The organism is Hymenobacter ginkgonis, from assembly GCF_009755225.1.
Taxonomy (GTDB): domain Bacteria; phylum Bacteroidota; class Bacteroidia; order Cytophagales; family Hymenobacteraceae; genus Hymenobacter; species Hymenobacter ginkgonis.
This window is the reverse complement of sequence record NZ_WQKZ01000001.1, coordinates 613,570-631,271: the sequence shown is the minus strand read 5'-3', so window position 1 is coordinate 631,271 and position 17,702 is coordinate 613,570. Positions and strand designations below refer to the sequence as shown.

Annotated in this window: 13 protein-coding genes and 3 tRNA genes; 10 read left to right on the top strand and 6 right to left on the bottom strand. The window is 61.1% G+C overall.

Annotated elements, in window-relative coordinates; all coding sequences use genetic code 11:
- Positions 1-659 precede the first annotated feature (659 nt).
- Genes GO988_RS02425 through GO988_RS24015 form a run of 3 tightly spaced genes read left to right on the top strand, consistent with a single transcriptional unit; the run spans position 660 to position 2,461 of the window.
- Positions 660-1,127 carry a LexA family protein gene (locus GO988_RS02425; protein ID WP_157561934.1) on the top strand — a complete coding sequence of 156 codons (468 nt, stop codon included), beginning with the start codon at positions 660-662 and terminating at the stop codon, positions 1,125-1,127.
- 2 nt (positions 1,128-1,129) lie between these two features.
- Entirely contained in the window at positions 1,130-1,663 is a 534-nt protein-coding gene (locus GO988_RS24020; RefSeq protein ID WP_232341337.1) for a Y-family DNA polymerase, read from the top strand.
- Between the two features lie 12 nt (positions 1,664-1,675).
- Complete coding sequence (locus GO988_RS24015) at positions 1,676-2,461, top strand: DinB/UmuC family translesion DNA polymerase (protein WP_317164764.1); 786 nt, start codon at positions 1,676-1,678, stop codon at positions 2,459-2,461.
- Positions 2,462-2,556: 95 nt separating this feature from the next.
- On the opposite strand, the gene GO988_RS02415 is transcribed toward GO988_RS24015, so the two are convergent.
- The 3 genes from GO988_RS02415 to GO988_RS02405 all read right to left on the bottom strand — a co-directional run bounded on the left by GO988_RS02415 (position 2,557) and on the right by GO988_RS02405 (position 2,879).
- A tRNA-Arg gene (locus GO988_RS02415) sits at positions 2,557-2,630 on the bottom strand.
- Between the two features lie 19 nt (positions 2,631-2,649).
- Positions 2,650-2,723, bottom strand: a tRNA-Pro gene (locus tag GO988_RS02410).
- A 68-nt stretch (positions 2,724-2,791) separates the two neighbouring features.
- Positions 2,792-2,879, bottom strand: a tRNA-Ser gene (locus GO988_RS02405).
- Positions 2,880-3,067: 188 nt separating this feature from the next.
- Between GO988_RS02405 and GO988_RS02400 the strand changes: the two genes are divergently transcribed.
- The 7 genes from GO988_RS02400 (at position 3,068) to GO988_RS02370 (ending at position 13,402) form a co-directional block, all read left to right on the top strand.
- On the top strand, positions 3,068-4,072 hold the full coding sequence (locus GO988_RS02400) for a VWA domain-containing protein (protein ID WP_157561933.1): 1,005 nt from the start codon (positions 3,068-3,070) through the stop codon (positions 4,070-4,072).
- Positions 4,069-5,115 (top strand): tetratricopeptide repeat protein, encoded by a 1,047-nt coding sequence (locus GO988_RS02395; RefSeq protein WP_157561932.1) that lies wholly within the window; start codon positions 4,069-4,071, stop codon positions 5,113-5,115. The genes GO988_RS02400 and GO988_RS02395 overlap by 4 nt, the downstream gene beginning before the upstream one ends.
- 153 nt (positions 5,116-5,268) lie before the next feature.
- The gene (locus tag GO988_RS02390; RefSeq protein ID WP_157561931.1) at positions 5,269-6,450 is read left to right on the top strand and encodes an acetyl-CoA C-acyltransferase; all 1,182 of its coding nucleotides are present in this window, start codon (positions 5,269-5,271) and stop codon (positions 6,448-6,450) included.
- A 277-nt stretch (positions 6,451-6,727) separates the two neighbouring features.
- A complete protein-coding gene (locus tag GO988_RS02385) occupies positions 6,728-8,173 on the top strand; it encodes a M16 family metallopeptidase (RefSeq protein ID WP_157561930.1) in 1,446 nt (481 codons plus the stop codon).
- Between the two features lie 8 nt (positions 8,174-8,181).
- Positions 8,182-9,642 (top strand): M16 family metallopeptidase, encoded by a 1,461-nt coding sequence (locus GO988_RS02380; RefSeq protein WP_157561929.1) that lies wholly within the window; start codon positions 8,182-8,184, stop codon positions 9,640-9,642.
- A 231-nt stretch (positions 9,643-9,873) separates the two neighbouring features.
- Positions 9,874-11,334 (top strand): toxin-antitoxin system YwqK family antitoxin, encoded by a 1,461-nt coding sequence (locus GO988_RS02375; RefSeq protein WP_157561928.1) that lies wholly within the window; start codon positions 9,874-9,876, stop codon positions 11,332-11,334.
- A gap of 187 nt (positions 11,335-11,521) precedes the next feature.
- The gene (locus GO988_RS02370; protein WP_157561927.1) at positions 11,522-13,402 is read left to right on the top strand and encodes a prolipoprotein diacylglyceryl transferase family protein; all 1,881 of its coding nucleotides are present in this window, start codon (positions 11,522-11,524) and stop codon (positions 13,400-13,402) included.
- A gap of 4 nt (positions 13,403-13,406) precedes the next feature.
- On the opposite strand, the gene GO988_RS02365 is transcribed toward GO988_RS02370, so the two are convergent.
- The 3 genes from GO988_RS02365 to GO988_RS02355 all read right to left on the bottom strand — a co-directional run bounded on the left by GO988_RS02365 (position 13,407) and on the right by GO988_RS02355 (position 17,669).
- Positions 13,407-15,974, bottom strand: a complete 2,568-nt coding sequence (locus tag GO988_RS02365; RefSeq protein ID WP_157561926.1) for a type IA DNA topoisomerase — start codon at positions 15,972-15,974, stop codon at positions 13,407-13,409.
- A gap of 119 nt (positions 15,975-16,093) precedes the next feature.
- Positions 16,094-16,552, bottom strand: coding sequence for a hypothetical protein (locus GO988_RS02360; RefSeq protein ID WP_157561925.1), 459 nt, complete (start codon positions 16,550-16,552; stop codon positions 16,094-16,096).
- Between the two features lie 196 nt (positions 16,553-16,748).
- Positions 16,749-17,669: an EamA family transporter gene (locus GO988_RS02355; RefSeq protein WP_157561924.1), complete on the bottom strand. Its 921-nt coding sequence runs from the start codon at positions 17,667-17,669 to the stop codon at positions 16,749-16,751.
- Between the last annotated feature and the right edge of the window lie 33 nt (positions 17,670-17,702).

Below are 17,702 nucleotides of genomic sequence, written 5' to 3'. Positions count from 1 at the left end.
ATCCCAGTAGCCATCGTCTAACCGGTAGACGTTCACCCGCTGAACTAACCCGGTTACTGGGTGGCGCTCCTTCAACTGGCCCCGCCAAATAATGTGTGCGGGGCTACTTGTTAGCGGCTGCACGAGCCGGCCTACCTCATACCGATGCGACGCAGTAGGAGCATACAGCGGGCCCTCACTTGGCTCTTTGGGCGGCTCTTGCGCAAGGGTTCGATGCACGCCCACCAACGGCTCACAGGCTTGCTCATGCCACGCTAAGGGTTCTCCACAAGTCTGACAAACGGAAGTGTCCTCGTTGGTTTGCGTCTGGTCGTGATCGTCACTATAGGTGAACTCCTCGGCTGCTACGTCTTCAAGTTGCGACTCCTCAAAGAGCACTACGCGCGGGGCAGGTTTCGTCGTTGCCATTCGGATAAAGTTTAAGTATTAGCAAAATATACTACTAAACTACATAGCACCTTTCCACTTGCCAGCAACTACTTACCTACACTACGCCTTTTTCTATCCTACTAAGCATCGGTCAACTAAGAGTTAAAAACTAAACGCTAAAAAGATTTTAAGCTTGACAATCAGAACAAATTGCCAATAGCGTTAGCTTTGAAATAGACTAATTTGGTTGGCATGCGTTTACTTTGACACTTCGCTCTTCCTTTCGCCTTATGTACGACGTGCTTTTAATCCCTATTGCGGCGTCTCCGCGCCCCGCTTTTCTACCAGTCTTTAGCTGCTTGGTACCTGCGGGCTTCCCCTCCCCCGCCAACGACCATATCGATGGCCTTTTCGACTTGAATAGCTTGTTGTTTCGCCATCCCGACGCGACTTACTTAGTGCGGGTCACTGGGGAAAGTATGGCAGGCGCTGAGATCCACGCGGGAGACTTGCTCGCGGTTGATAAGCTGATGGAAGCCGACCACGGCCATATTGTAGTGGCAGTCGTGAAGGGCGATTGCACGGTGAAAAAACTAGAGCGCAAAGGGGAAACGTGGTGGCTCATACCAGCTAATCCCGCTTACCAGCCTTATGAAATTCAGGATACGGAAGACCTGCATATTTGGGGCGTCGTGACCCACGTCGTACATGAGTTAATACCGGGCAAGCTTAACGCTTTGCTCCACAGCCGCGATTAAGGATGTTTGGGCTGGTCGACTGCAACAATTTTTATGTGAGCTGCGAGCGGGTGTTCCAACCACGCTACGAGGGCCGGCCGGTGGTCGTGCTTTCTAATAACGACGGCTGCATCATCTCCCGCTCGGCCGAGGCGAAAGCATTGGGCCTGAAAATGGGCGACCCCTATTTTAAGGTGAAAGAGCGGCTGCGCCAGCACCAAGTGCAGGTCTTCAGTTCGAACTACGCCCTCTACGGCGACATGTCACGCCGGGTCATGTGGTACCTGAGCCAGGTCACGCCGGGGGTGGAAATCTACTCCATTGACGAAGCCTTCCTAGCCCTTGCCGGCTTACAAACACACCTAACCCCATACCTAGGCAGCCTGGAGAAGCTGGCCCACACGATTCGGGCGGGCGTAAAAACCCGTACGGGTATTCCTACCTGCGTAGGCATAGCGCCCACCAAAACACTAGCTAAACTCGCCAATCGGATAGCCAAGAAAGACCCTACACTGGGCGGTGTGCTGTATTTGGATTCGACTGAGCGCCGAACCTAGGCCCTAAAGCAAGTGGCGGTGGGGGACGTGTGGGGCATTGGCCGGCAGTATGCCCAGAAGCTGACCGCAACGGGCATCGATTCAGCGGGGGACTTGGCTCGAGTGTCGGACGCCTGGGCTCGCAAGCACCTGGGTGGCGTAGTCGGTGCGCGGCTCGTCCAAGAATTGCAGGGGCAGCCGTGTTCGGGCCTGCACCCTTCGGAGGATGGTACGCTTAGCCGGCAGAACATCAGTTGCTCGCGCACCTTTGGCCGGCCACTCACGGCTTTCGTCGATGTGCTGGCCGCGGTGACGACATTTCTGAGCCGCGCTGCTGAGAAATTACGGGCGCAGGGTGACCAGGCCTACGTGCTGACGGTGTATGTGCAAAAGAATCGCTTTGACCCGCGAGTGCCTCTCCCGTACTCCCGCTCGGCCACGCTTACACTACCTAGTGGACCCTCTGCTGATACGCTGACGCTAGCGCGGTATGCCGAGCGGCTACTAGCCCGCTTGTGGGAGACCGGTACCGTTTACCACAAAGCTGGGGTAGTGCTTGATGGGTTGGAGCCCCCGAGCACGGGGCAGCAACTAGGTTTATTTGAGAGTCCCGCTATGCAGCCATCTGTCATCACGCCTGCAGCAGCCGAGCGGCATGAATTAATGAGTAAGCTAGATTTGCTCAACCAGCGCTTCGGCCGCGGTACCGTACGGTTGGCGAGCGCTGTGCCTTCTCCGGCTGTGATGGTTGACCAGAAACGCGCACCCTGGCAGGGACAGTCACAATGGCAATCACCACGCGGCTGGAGGATTTGTTAATTGTGAACTAAATCATCCAAATAGATCTACTGTCCCCCATACCGTCCCCTCAAAACGAAAAAAGCCCCTTCCGGGGCTTTCAAGGGGCTTTTTAGTGGCCCCAATTGGATTCGAACCAATGACCGGCTACTTAGAAGGTAGCTGCTCTATCCAGCTGAGCTATGGGGTCAAATCCATGGGGAAACGTGTCGGGGTGGCAGGATTCGAACCTGCGGCCTCCTGCTCCCAAAGCAGGCGCGATACCGGGCTACGCTACACCCCGAAGTGTATTTATGCATTAGGATGTAGAAAATACCTGACGGCAACTTCTACATCCTAATTCAAAGTATGCGGAGAAGGGGGGATTCGAACCCCCGGTAACCTTTAGAGCTACGGCAGTTTAGCAAACTACTGGTTTCAGCCACTCACCCACTTCTCCGTACAAGTGGCTTGCTAGGTCCCTGTTGGTCTTAGCGGCTGCAAATATACGACGGCAAGTGGGAACTCTACAGGTTTTTACTGAAATTTTTACCTGCAAAACTGCAACTAGCTGCTGTGGAACCAGCTGCGTTGCTGTCTTGCAACCCGGATTCCTAGTTTTGCGGCCCGCTATCCGTCATTTGCGTCATGTTCACTTGGGCATATCCCGATTTTTTGCTGGCAGCGGCCGGGCTCGCCCTGCTCGCATTGCTATTGCTGCTTTACACCCGCCGCACGGCGCGGCTGGGGCAGCGGCTGGGCCTGGGGGTAGGCCGCCTAGCCTGGAAGCTGCCGCTACGGTTGGCCGTTGGGGCACTGCTGCTACTGGCGTGGCTAGGGCCGGCACTGGGCGTGCGGCAACAAGCCGTGCGCACCAGCGGCCAAGATGTGTGGCTGCTCGTAGATGTGTCGCGCTCGATGGATGCCGCCGACGTGGTGCCTACTCGCTTGCTGCGGGCGCAGGCCGCGCTTAATGAGCTAGTAGCTGCTTTTCCGGCCGACCGCCTGGGGCTTATCGTATTCGGGTCGGAAGCCTATGTGCAGTGCCCCCTTACGTACGACCAACCGGCGTTGCAGGTATTTTTGAACACTTTGAATACCAAATTGGTACCACCTGGCCCTACCACCCTGCGCGCCCCGCTCGACTTGCTGCTAACGCGCCTGGGGGCTGCGACACCGGCGGGCGCGGGGGTAGCAGCTACTCCGCCCCGCGCCGTAGCCGCTGTGGTGGTAAGCGACGGCGAAGACTTTGGCGAGAACCTGGAGCCGGTGTTGCGAGCACTGGGCCGCACCGGCGCCCGCATCTATACCATGGGGGTAGGCACCGCCATTGGGGCACCGGTGCCCGCACCGGGCGCCAAGGTGGGCCTGCGTGATGCCCAGGGCCGCCCGGTCGTCAGCCGGCTGCGGGAGGCTCCATTGCTCCAAGTAGCGGCCCAAACTGGTGGCCAGTACATCGCCCTCAACGACCGGGAAAATGGCCTGCCTACCCTGCTTGCGGGCTTACGGAGCCTGCCACTACCTGCCAGCGGGGCCACGGCCCATACAGTGGCAGTGGCCGACAATCGCTACCGCTATCCGCTGGGATTCGCGCTGACTCTCCTCTTGATTGACAGTCTCATAACCGTGCGCGTGCTGCGCCTCGACCAATGAAAAGCTGGTTCTTGCTGCTCTTGCTCTTGGGCACCAGTCTACCCGGCTGGCGCTGGCTGACGCGCGTGCAGGAGCACAACACCGCACAGGCGCAGGGCCAGGCCGCAGCCACCTGGGGCCGCGCGGCCGAAGCGGTTTACTACTACCAGCAGGCGGTAGCGCTGGCCGGGCGCGCGGGGCCGAGTCCCGGGCTACTCCTCGACCTAGCGCAGGCCCAAACCCAGGCCGGCCAGGCCGAGGCGGCGCGGGGTACGTATGCTCAGCTGCTAGGCCCGGCCGTACCAACGGGCATTGGCAGCACGGCGCGGCAGCAGCTGGCACTGCTACTAGCCCAGCAGCGCCAATTTGCGCAGGCTATCAGCCTGCTGCGCCAAGCCCTGAAGCTAAACCCAGCCAACGCCGCCGCTCGCTACAACTACGAAATACTGAGTCAGTACTTGGCCACGCAACGCCCCGCTAATCCGCCACTGGCTAGTAGCTCCCCTACTCCTACCTCCCCTTCCAAGCCCAAGCCTACCCCTCGCGATACGGCAGCGGGCAAATCGGGCCAAGCTAAGCGCCCCACCGAGCAGCCCGGTACCGCTCGCCCCGGCGAGGTCCCCGACCCTAGCCAACCAGCGCCCTCCACTGGCTCGCCGCCTGCCCCGGGCCGCCCCGATGCCGCAGGCCAAGCTGACCGCCAACGCCCTACCCCCTCCGCTGGCAGCAACGCGGCGGGTGGCTTCCGGCCGGGCCAGGGCGAAACGCGGCCCCTACCCACCGGTACTGCACCCGGCCGCCAGCACGGCCTTGATGGCGCTGGCAGTGCAGCGGCAAGCACGCCCAGCTTAGCAGGCCGCAGCCCGCGCCCCGGCACCGAGGCAGCCACCGATGCCGACCAGCAACTGCACACCCAGCGCGAACGCCTCAAAGCCATGAACCTTACCCCCGCCCAGGCCCAGCAGTTGCTCGATGCCCTGCGCGAGAGCGAGCAGCAGTATTTGCAGCAGCGCCCACGGCAGCGGCAGGGTGCGGCGCCCACCGCGGGCCAGCCTACCTGGTAGCTGGCTGCGCCGGCCGGCGTACTTTTGGGAGAACAAACGAAGGTTAGTTAGTTTTTGCTGGGTAGGCGCCTGGTTTGTTGCCAAGCACAGGCCCGTAACTTACTCAAAAGGCTAGCAATTACCCGCGTTTCTTTATTCCCACCCTCCCCTTATATGCAAGTAAAAGAAGTAGTTATCGTAGCCGCCGTGCGTACGCCGATTGGCTCATTTGGCGGGGCGCTGGCCTCGCTCACGGCCGTTGAGCTGGGCGCTATCGCCCTCAAAGGTGCCCTGGACAAGGCCGGCGTAGCACCCGAATTAGTCGAGCAGGTTATCATGGGCAATGTGATTTCGGCCAACTTGGGCCAGGCTCCGGCTCGGCAAGCGGCCCGCAAAGCCGGCTTGCCCGATACCGTGGAGTGCACAACCGTGAACAAGGTATGCGCTTCGGGCTCCAAGGCTATTATGTATGGAGCTCAAGCTATTATGCTGGGGCAAGCTGACGTAATTTTGGCCGGCGGCATGGAGAGCATGAGCAACGTGCCCTACTACCTCGACAAGGCACGCTTTGGAGCTAAGTATGGTAATGGCCAGATGATTGACGGCCTGATGAAGGACGGCCTCTGGGACCCTTACCACGACTACGCCATGGGCAATGCGGCCGATGCCACGGCCCAGCACTACGGCATCACCCGCGAGGAGCAGGATGCTTTTGCCCGCCAGAGCTACGAGCGCAGCGCCGCCGCTGCCCAGGCCGGCAAAAAAGCCAACGAGATTGTGCCCGTGACCATCGAGAGCCGCGGCAAAATGACCGTTGTGAGCGACGACGAGGAGTACACCAAGGTGCAATTCGAGAAATTTGCGGGCCTGAAAGCAGCATTCACCAAAGAAGGCACCGTGACGGCTGCCAACGCCTCGACCCTCAACGATGGCGCTGCCGCCGTGCTGCTTATGAGCCGCGAAAAGGCCGACGAACTGGGCCTCCAGCCGCTGGCGCGCATCTTGGGCTTTGCCGATGCCGAGCAGGCGCCGGAGTGGTTCACGACTACCCCTTCGCTGGCGATTCCGAAGGCGCTGAAGCACGCTGGTGTGGACGCGAAGGACGTAGACTTCTACGAAATCAACGAGGCTTTCTCCGTAGTTTCGTTGGCTAACAACAAGCTGCTCAACCTCGAAGGCACCAAGGTAAACGTGTACGGCGGGGCCGTGAGCCTGGGCCACCCGCTGGGTGCTTCGGGCGCGCGCATTGTTACTACACTGCTGAGCGTATTGGCCCAGGAAGGCGGTAAAATCGGCGTGACTGGCATCTGCAACGGGGGCGGCGGCGCTAGCTCCATCGTGCTCGAAAAGCTATAGCCCGGTGCGTGCGCTGTCAGCCTTAGTCACTATTCCATAGCATATTATGCTGACGAAGGAAGCATTTCTACCGTTTCATTCAACGAGGCGGTAGCGATGCTTCCTTCGTCAGCACGACGTTCTATACAGATTCTCGTGCAGAATATCAGGGAGGTTTCGCCAGGTTTTCGGACCCAGCGAAACCTCCTTTTTTATGGTATAAAGCTGAGGAAATTTTTTATTATTTGATAAATCATGAGTAGGTTGGCGGCCTCATTCACCTTCTTCTCTGCTGCTTATGAAACACGCCGTTCTTTCTTTTAATAATTCCTGGTGGCCCGTCGTTTCGGCAGCCTTGCTGCTGGGTGCGTGCAGCCCCAAAGCAGGCTCGGTCGTGACAGCGCCACCGGCTAGCGCGGCCCCGGTGGCAACGGCCCCGGCTCCGCCGGCGGCCCCAGCTTTCCAGATTCCGGTCGAGTACTATACCCTGCCCAACGGGCTGCGGGTAGTGCTCTCGCCCGACCACACGGCGCCCACGGCCACGGTGGCGGCGTACTACAACGTGGGATTTCGCAACGAGCCGCGCAACCGCACCGGCTACGCGCATTTGTTTGAGCACCTGATGTTTCAGGGCTCGCAAAACCTGGGCAAGATGGAGTTTATCAGCCTTGTGCAGAAGAACGGCGGCATCATGAACGGCTCGACGCGCTTCGATTTTACCAACTACTTTGAGGTGGTACCGACCCACAAGCTCGAAACCATTTTGTGGGCCGAGGCCGACCGGATGCGCGGCACGGCCCTCACGCCCGCGAGCTTGGCCAACCAGCAGGGGGTAGTAAAAAGCGAGGTGCGCGTGAACGTGCTCAACCAGCCCTATGGTGGCTTTCCGTGGCTCGATATGCCCCAGAAAGCCAATAAGAACTGGAACAACGCGCACAATTTTTACGGCGATTTGAAGGACCTCGACGCGGCTACGCTGCCCGATGCGCAGGCGTTTTTCAAAACGTATTACTCGCCCGCCAATGCCGTGCTGGCGGTGGTGGGCGACTTCGAGCCCGCGCAGGCCAAGGCCTGGGTGGAGAAATACTACGCCACTATTCCGAGCGCGCCGCGCCCGCCCAAACCCGACCTCACCGAGCCGCGCCAGGAACAGGAGCAGCGCTTTACGCAGGATGATAAGCTGGCTACCAAACCCGCGCTGGCCTTCGCCTACCATATGCCCGAGCGCAACACACCGGAGTATTACGCCTTGATTTTGCTCGACCAAATCTTGCTGCAAGGCAAAGACAGCCGCCTTTACCAGGCAATGGTGCAGCGGCGCGGCCTGACTGACAACGTGAGCGGCGGCATCAATTACTTAGGTAACGCCTTCAATTACAGCGGCCCCATGCTGTGGATGGGCGACCTGACCTACGACCAGTCCATGAAGGCCGACTCGGTGGTGGGCGTGCTCGACCAGGAAATTGGCCGCTTGGCCAAAGGCGGCGTGAGCCAGGCTACCCTCGACCTGGCCGTGGTGAAGCTGCGCAGCTCGCTCTACGACCAGCTCAGCGGCTCCGACAACTTTGGGCGGGCCGATATGCTGGCGGCGTTCGCGCTGTTCGACAACGACCCCAGCCGTATTAATCGCCTGGAAGCTGAGTTTCGGAAAGTAACGCCCGAGCTAATGCAGCAAACCATCCGGGACTATCTGCGGCCCACCAACCGCACCATCATTGTTGTTAACCCCTTGGCTAAGAGCTAATATTGCCCATGAAAACGCTACCTATTGGGCTGCTCGGCGCCGCCTGTTTTTCGCTACTCGCCCTGCCGCCCGCACTGGCCCAAACTGCCAAGCGCCCCGCGCCAAAAACCGCGGCTAAGGCGCCCGTGGCCCCTACCCCCCCCAAGGAAACGCCGCCGCCTGGCTCGGCCCCGCGCGACTTTAAGCTGCCACCCCGCGAAGATTTTACCCTGCCTAATGGCTTGCAAGCCCGGCTGGTGCCGTTTGGGGAAGTGCCCAAGATGTCGGTGCTCATCACTATTCAGGCCGGCAACGTGCACGAGCCCGACGGGCAAGTGGGCATTTCGGACCTGCTCTCGCGGCTGCTGAAGGAAGGCACCACTACCCGGCCGGCGGCCGCGCTGGCCGAGGAAGTAGCCCGCATGGGCGGCTCGCTCAGCATCAGCAATGGCTCGGACGAAACCTACGTGCGCGCCGACTGCCTCAGCGAGTTTGCGCCGCAGCTGCTGACGCTGCTGGCCGATGTGGTGCAACACCCTACCCTACCCGCTAGCGAGCTGCCCCGCCTCAAGGCCGATTTTAAGCGGCAGTTGAACTTGCTGCGGGCCCGGCCCAGCTTCCAGGCCGAGATGAAAATGCGCGAGGCCGTGTACGCTGGCCACCCCTACGGCCGGCCGCTGCCCACCGATGCCCAAATCGATGCCCTGACGCTGGAGCAGGTTAAAGCTTTCTACGCGAAGGAGTATGGCGCCCAGCGCACGGCTATTTTTGCGGCTGGCAAGTTTGATGTGCCGGCATTGCGCCAGGCCATTACGGCGGCGTGGGGCGAGTGGCCCACGGGCCCGGTGCCGCACATCATCGCGGCTAAGGCGCTCACCAAGCCGGCCGTGCTCACCCAGGACCGGCCCAGCGCGCCGCAGTCCACCATCGTGATTGGCCTACCCGTCATCGACCCGACCAACCCCGACTACATGCGCCTGCGCGTGACGAATTCACTGCTCGGCGGCTCGTTCGGCTCGCGCATTACACGCAACATTCGGGAGGACAAGGGCTACACGTACTCACCTTACAGCTACATCGACACCAATTACCACTCGGGCCTGTGGATGGAATCGGCGGACGTGACCACCAAGGACACGTATAATTCGCTAAAAGAGATTGTGAAGGAAATTGAGCTACTGCAAAAAACTCCGCCGTCGGCCGAGGAGTTGAAGGGCATCCAGAATTACGAAACGGGCCTGTTTGTATTGCGCAACTCCACGCCGGGCAGCATCATCAACCAGCTCAGCAACATGCACTTGCAGGGCTTACCCGACTCGTACCTCACGGAACAGGTGCAAAATATTAACGCCGTAACGCCGGAGCAGGTAAGCGCCACCGCCCGTAAATACGTGCGCCCCGAGGCCATGACCACCGTAGTGGTGGGCGACCAAAAGGTGATTGCGCCGCAGCTCAAGCAGTACAAGGATTCGCAGAAGAAAGCGCTGTAGAGCAGTTGTGTAAGGATAGGGCGCACAAGCGCAACCCTTCTACAGAATAAGATAAGTAAAAAGAACGTCATGCTGACGTAAGGAAGCATCTCTACCGCGCCATCGGGGTAATCCAACGGTGTGGTGGAGATGCTTCCTTGCGTCAGCATGACGTTCTTTTGGTTTTGATTAGGTTCAGGCTCGCAAAACGTGCTGTTGAATAAAAACCGGCTTCCTGACGTTCTTGCGCTTATGACCCGTTTTTTGTTTTTGCTACTGCTACTGCCGCTGGCTGCGCAAGCGCAACGCTCCCAGCGCATTATCGTTTATTTTGATTCGACTAAAACACACCCGCGCGAGATTTTTCGGGCCCTGGTAGCTGCCGATACCGTGATGCAGGGCCCGTACAAGCGCTTTTACCCCAATGGCCGCCTCGAAGCCCAAACCCGCTACACCGACGGCAAGCGCGATTCGCTCTACGTAGAGTTTCATGCCAACGGGCAGCGCCGCTTAGAGGCTACCTACCAAGCAGGTGTGCGCCAGGGGCCATTCAAGACTTACTACCCCGGCGGCAAGGTGGCGCAGGAAGGCTCGTTCTTGGATGACGAGCCCAGCGGCACGCTCACGACCTACCACCCTACTGGCCAAATTAAGCTGCAAACCACGCTCACCAAGGGCCAGCCCAATGGCACCGTGCGCGAGCTATATACCAGCGGCCAGCCCGCCGCCGAGGTCACGTACGCCAACGGCCAGCCCAACGGCGCGGTCAAGTTCTTCTACCCCAGCGGCAAAGTGCAGAGCGAAGGCACGCTACGCAACGGCTTGCTGGCCAGCTCTTACAAAACGTATTACGAAACCGGCCAGCTCGAAAGCGAAACCGTGATGGACGAAAAAACTGGCAAGGGCAGCTACCATTCGTACTACCCCACCGGCCAGGTGCAAACCGAAGGCACCTACGCGCCCAACGCCATCCGCGAGCGGGCCGTGAAAAACCCGCTTGGCGACGACCTCACCAAGCGTGTGGCGCCGCGCACCGGCACGGCTGCGCTCGACGGGCCGGCGACTTCCTACTTCGTGAGCGGCAAGGTAAAAAGCAAAACCACCTACCGCCTGGGCGTGCCCGTAGGCCGCGCCACCGAGTACTTCGAGAGTGGCCAGGTGCACGAAGAAACCGACTACACCAACCTGGGCCGCGACCGCAAAGTACTGCGCTACTACGACGCCCCTACCCAGCGCCGCCAGGCCGAGGAGCAGTTTAAAAACAACCACCCGGCCGGCACCTGGCGGCAGTATTATCCCGATGGCATCACCTCGCGCCAAACCGAAACCTACGGCCCTACCGGCAAACTCACCGGCGAGCGCCTCACGTATTTCGACACCGGCAAGGTGCAAACCCGCCAGCAGTTTGATATCAATGGCCTGCAAACTGGCGTTGGCCAGGAATACTACGCCAGCGGCCAGCCGCGCAAGGAAGCTAATTACCTGAAAGGCTTGCTGGCCGGCGCTTTCCAGGAATTTCACGAAGACGGCACGCCGGCCGTAACCGGGCAGTACAAAAACGGCAAGCAAAGCGGCGAGTGGACGTATTACAAAGCCAACGGCCAAGTCATTGAGCGCCAAGTAACCTACCGCGACGGCAAGCCCCAGGGCGCCGCTACCCGCACCAAGCTCAACGGCAAGCCCTACGTAGCGCCAAAGCCAGCCAAGAAGTGAGGGGACAGGCATTTTTGAAAAGTCAGATTTTCAGCCCTTTTACCTGCTGGAAATCTGACTTTTACCTATCGTAAAGGATGGTTTTGCGCATCAGTTTATGGATGAAATAAAGGAGCCCGCTGCCTAGTGCTCCGCGTAGCTTCGCTGGCGCAGCGGCCATTCGGGCAGCGCGCTAGCTACCCGGCACATGGCCCTACTTTACTCGCCACCCGCTTCGCACGGGCATTTTTATTACGAAACGGCGCAAGTGGCCGCTTTTGCGGTATACGTGGCCTTGTTGCTGGGCCAGGGCTATCGGCGCGGCTACCCTTGGCGCAATTGGCTGCCCTTGGTGGCCGCGGCAACGCTGGCGTTGCTGGTGGGCTGCCAACTCGTATGCCTACCCCCTGCCGCGTGGCTGAGCTGGCTGCGCAGCGAGGTGGCCACCCAGCCAGGCATGGTGGGCGGGCCGCGCTCCGTGGTAGGTGGGGCGGCGGCTAGCTTGCTGGCCGTGCTGGCGTTGCGGCGGGCCCTGGGCTTCCGAGGCTGGGCGGTGCTCGATGCTTTTGCCGGGCCGTTGTGCTGGGCGCTGGCGGTGCAGTGCGTGGGGTGCCTGCTAGTAGGCTGCTGCTGGGGCGAAGTGGCTGCACTGGGCAGCCCAGGCTTGCGCTATGGGCCGGGCACGCTGCCCTACTTAGCACAGCAGGCCCACGGGCTTTTGCCCGCCGGGGTTAGCTATGCGCTGCCGGTGGTGCCTACACAGCTGTACCAATTGTTGCTGTGCGCGGGAGCAGGCGTGGTGCTACACATGGGGCGGCGGGCGGCCTGGCCAGGCGGCAGCCGCTACCTGCTGGCGATGGGCCTGCTGTGCCTGGGGCGCTTCTTCATCGAGTTTTGGCGCGACCCAGCCGGCGAGCCTTTGCTGGCGGCCCCGCTGGCGCTGGCGGGCATGCAGCTGCTGGGGCTGCAATGGCTGCTGCTAGCCGAGTCCCTAGCCCTGCTTGGCAGCTGGGGGTGGCTGGTGGCCCGGCAGGTAGCGCCCGCCGCGGCGGCTCCAATAGTAGCCACGTTGGGCTACCCGGCCCTGGTGGGGGTAGGGCTGCTGGCAGCTACCGCACGGCTGGCCCCGGCCTCGCTCAACCGGCCCGAGACGCTGGTGCTGCAAGGCTTGCTGCTGGCCGTGCTAGTCGCTGAAGGCCACTCCGCCTGGGCCAAGTTGAGCCGCTGGGCCCCGCGCTTGGTGGGCTTGCCGCTGAGCTTGCTGCTGAGCGGCGCGCTGCTGCTGAGTACCGCCCAGGCACCGGCCCCGCAGCAAGCGGCTTCGGCCACTCCACCCCCTAGCAAAACACTCATTCTTAGCGGCGGCGTGCTCGGCAATAGCCACGATGCGGAAGAAGACATTCTGGCCAACAGCAGCGGCTGCAGTGGCAGCCAGCCTCTGCGGCTGCACCAGCAGGTGCGCGCGGGCGGCGGAGAAATCGCGGTCGAAAAAGCGTATGCTACTGGCCAGACTAGCACCTGGGGCGGCGGTCTGTGGGTGGGCCAGCAGCAGGTAGCCATCCAGACGCTGCCAACCTCCCACTACCAATTTATCGCCCACGATACCACGCTGCGCTATCTGTTGGCCGACATCCACCTGTACCGGGAAATCCACACCGGCCAAGCTTGGTCCTCCTTCGGCTTTCGGGGTGGCCTGCACCTGGGCAGCCTAGGCTACTACAGCTATTTTGACAATGGCAACACCCGCAACTCCGCCTGGCTCCTGCCCGAACTCATGCTCAGCTATGGCAACCCGCGCCTGCTCTATGGCCAGGCCGACTTTTGCTACGGCGCCGAAAACACGCTCGGCGCCTACACCGGCCGGCTGGCGCTGGGTTCGGGCCTTGGGCAGGCAGGCGGCAGCCAGGTGCTGGCCGGCTATGCGCACTCGCCGCACCGCCCTACCCCTAGCATGGGCTTTGTGAGCGCCACGCTGCGCTTGCCCGGCGGCACTGGCCTGAGCGCCCTTAGCTTGGAGCCGTACTTCGCCACCGACTTTGGGGAGCACCAGCAGTTCAGCCTCAAGCTCAACTACCGGCTGGCCCGCTAGCTTTTTACCCAAACACCGGTACCACGCGGCCTTCGTCTACCTTCAGCGCCGCGTCGTACTTCTTGCCAGTTTTGGCCGAGAGGAAGCCTTTGATAACGCCCGTTTCGCCGCGGCGCAGTAATTGGCGCAGTTGGGTGTCGGTCAGCTTCTTACCCCCCCACTCGAAGGGCACCCGAAATTGGCAATCTTCGCGGAAACGCGAGCAGCCAAAGGCGCTGCTGCCCTTGAGCATGGTGCCGAGCTTGCACACCGGGCACGGAATCTGGCCGGGGTCGGTGGCGGTGGTGGGCTTGCTTTCGGCGGCGGGTAGCAGTTCCAGTTGGTAGTTTGCGTCGAGGGTCAGCGCGCCGTCGAGCTTCTCGCCCGCGCCCGTCATGAAGCCTTTGATGAGTTGCGTACGCCCCTTGGCTAACAAGCTCTTTACCTGCGAATCGCTCAGCTTTTTGCCCAAAATTTCGGCGGGCAGCCGGAACTGGCAGCCCTCCCGGAAGCGGGCGCAGCCAAACGCCGTTTTACCGCGCAGAATGTGACCGGTTTTACAAGCCGGACAGGCGCCTAAGCCATTAGCTGCCGGTTGGCTGCTGGCTTTAGGCGCCGTAGCGGCCACCTTGGGCGCCGAACCATTGGCCGCGGCGCTACCCCCGCCCCCCGCCGCGGGGGGGGTAGGGTTGCCCGCCGATACGGCCCGGCCGCTCCTATCGGTTTTTACTTCCTGCACCATCTCGCGCACCAACCCTTTTAGCTCTTCCAAGAACTGGTCGGGCGGCAGCTCGTTGCGCTCAATCTGGCGCAGCTTCTGCTCCCATTGGCCGGTTAATTCCGCCGATTTCAGGGTCGGGTTGCGGATGAGGCCAATCAGCTCGACGCCCGTGGGGGTGGGTAGGAGGCGCTTCTTCTCGCGCCGGATGTAGTTGCGCTTAAACAGCGTTTCGATGATGGCGGCGCGGGTGCTGGGGCGGCCGATGCCGCTCTCCTTCATGGCCAGGCGCAGCTCCTCGTCGTCGATGTTGCGGCCCGCCGTTTCCATGCCGCGCAGCAGGCTGGCCTCGGTATAGTCTTTAGGCGGCTGGGTCATTTTGCTTTCGAGGCGCGGCTGGTGCGGGCCGCTTTCCCCCTTGGTGAAGCTGGGCAATACCGTGCTCACCACATCGTCGTCCTCGGCGCCAGTGGCGGCCTTCTCGCCGGCGGGGGGGGTAGGCTTGGGGGCCGTTTGCTGATTGGGGTCGCCGTACACCACGCGCCAGCCGGGGTTCAAAATCTGCCGGCCCCGCACCCGAAATAGGAACGCCGCCGCTTCGGCCAGCACGGTCGTATTGCTGACTTCACAGTCGGGGTAGAACGCCGCAATGAAGCGCCGCACGATGATGTCGTACACGCTGCTTTCCATGCCGCCACCGGGCCCGCCACTACCCGTCGGAATAATGGCGTGGTGGTCAGTTACCTTGTTGTTATTGAATACCTTAGTGGTTTTCGGAATCTTATTGGCCAGCAGTGGGCCGGTGAGATTTTGGTACCCGATTCCCTGTAAAATACCCGGAATTTTGGGGTAAATATCATCGGGCAAAAACGTAGTATCGACCCGCGGGTAACTCACGGCTTTCTTCTCGTACAAGGCCTGCACAATCTTGAGCGTGTCCTCGGCCGAGAGGCCCAACTGGTTGTTGCACTGCACTTGCAGCGACGTCAGGTCGAACAAGCGCGGCGGCGATTCGCGGCCCTTCTTAATCTCGACGTTCGTGACGGTGAGCGGCGCGGGGCGCACCGTTTCGAGGGCAGCTTTGGCTTCGTCTTCCTTCACGAAATAGCCCAGCGCCCGCAGGCGCGACTGCTCATCGGGGGCGTCCTGGGCTTCTTTTTGCTCGGCCTCGGTGTTGATGCGCGTGAAGGTGGTGTCGCGGTACTGCGTCTTCAGCACCCAATAAGGCTCGGGCTTGAAGTTGGCAATTTCGTGGTGGCGGTCCACGAGCAGGGCCAAGGTAGGCGTTTGCACCCGGCCAATGCTCAGGAGCTGCTTGTCTTGGTAGCTGGTGTACTTGAGGGTGAAGAGGCGGGTAGCGTTCAGGCCCAGCAGCCAGTCGCCCACGGCGCGGCTGCGGCCCGCCTGGTACAGCGAGTCGAACTCCTTGCCATCGCGCAGGTTGTTGAAGCCCTGGCGAATAGCTTCCTCGGTGAGCGACGAAATCCAGAGGCGCTTCACTGGCTTGCGGCACTTAGCTTCGTGAATCACCCAGCGCTGAATGACCTCGCCCTCCTGCCCGGCGTCGCCACAATTGATGACTTCGGTGGCCTCGTCGAGCAGGCGCTTTATCGTGTTGAACTGCTTCACTACCCCGTCGTCGCGGCGCATGAGCTTGATGCCGAACGAGTCCGGAATCATGGGCAAGTCGTGCAGGCTCCAGCGCTTCCACTCGGGGCGGTAGTCGTCGGGCTCCTTCAATTGGCAGAAGTGGCCGAACGTCCACGTCACCTGGTAGCCGTTGCCCTCGTAGTAGCCATCCATGCGGCGGTTGGCCCCGATAACCTGGGCAATTTCGCGGGCAACGCTGGGCTTTTCGGCAAGGCAAACTTTCATTTAATCGCAGATTTACGCTGATTTTGCAGCTGCCGCAGCTGAAGGCGGCGCATGCGCTAATCAACAAAAATACGGCGTAAAAAGGTCGGCTGGGGCTGCCCGCGGTGCTTTAGCGGGGCCTACCCCCCGTGGGGGGCCGACTGCGGGAGTTCCTGAAAATACGCGGGCTTGAGCCTGCGCTTTAAGTAGCGTGGCACCTTATGCGCCTGGAAATCTTCCACCGCTTGCCGCTCGCTTTTTTTGTTGTAGTTCAGCGCAGTAATTGTTTCTGCTGTGAGGGCGGGCAGGCCTACGAAGGCAATAATAACTGCCCCAAGTGCGGCTTGGGCCAGCCCATCCCAACTCGACGACGCAGTCCCTATCACTACCCCCCCCACCGCGATGACGCCTACTGTGCCGACAAAAAAGTGGCTGTTCCTTTTACGCTTGGCGGCAAATAGCCGGTGAATAGCCGCCACGGTATCGGGCGCTGGCGCCACCAGGGCTACCGAATCGGCGGGGGTAGGGTGCGGCGTAGCTTGGGCAAAAACCGAGCTGCCGCTCAGCAGCAAAATCAGCAGGAGTAGAGTAGCACGCATGGCGTAAGTAGTAAGTTGACGGGGCGAAGTAAGCAGCCGCTTCGTGCACTACCTAGCGTTCACCAACCGAATCAAAATCCTTTTTTACCAAACATAACCAATTAATCTTCAACGATTAACTACCAATACTCCGCTTTGGCATTGCATCGCCAAAAGTCAGATAGTGTAAACATTATAATCCGGCGCAGCCTGGGCCCTACCCCTCCTTTTTTTGCTGAGTAGTGAGGAGCACCACCGACGCCACAATGACGGCCGCGCCGGCCAGCATCTGGCCAGTGAGGGCTTCGCCCAGCACGGCCCAACCCAGCAGCACCGCCACCACGGGGTTGACGTAGGCGTAGGTAGCCACCCGCGCCGGCGGCGCGTGCTGCAACAGCCAGCTATATGCCGTGAACGCCACCAGCGAGCCGCCAATAACCAGGTAGGCAAAGCCGAGCCACGAGGCCGTACTCACGCGGGCCAGGCTGAAGCCGCGCCACTCGCCCAGCACCGTGCCCACCAGCACCAGCAGCGCCCCGCCGGCCAGCATTTGCAGGGCCGAGGCCAGCACTGCCGACTTGGGTGTAGGCGCGCGCAGGCCGTAGATGGAGCCCGCCGCCCAGCAAAACGCCGCGCCAATCACGAGCCCTACCCCCCCTAGTTGTGCCGAGCCAGCACCAGTTCGTAACTGCTCGCCCACCAGCAAATACACGCCGCCAAAGCCCAGCAGTAACCCCAGTGCTACCTTCCAGCTTGGGCGCTCGCCGCGCAGCCAGAGCCAGCCCAGCACCACAATCCAGAAGGGCTCGGTGGCAACCAGCAGCGCCGCCAGGCTCGACGGCAGGTGGCGCTCGGCCAGCACCACGCCGCCGTTGCCGCACACCAGCAGCAGGCCACCTACCACAAAGCTCGTTTTCCAATGCGCCAGGGTCGGCTTTTCGTAGTCGGCCGCTAGGCGGCCGACCACCGCCATAATGCTGCCCGCTAGCAAGAAGCGGGCGCCCGCCATCAGCAGCGGCGGCATAGTGGCGATGGCGTATTTGATAGCCAGATACGTGGAGCCCCACACCAAATACACCGCCGCGAAAGCCGCGATGAGCAGGAGCGGCCGGGCGGGGGGCAGGGCTGGTTTTTTCATGAGTTTGAGGGGAGGGCTGATAATGCGGAAAAT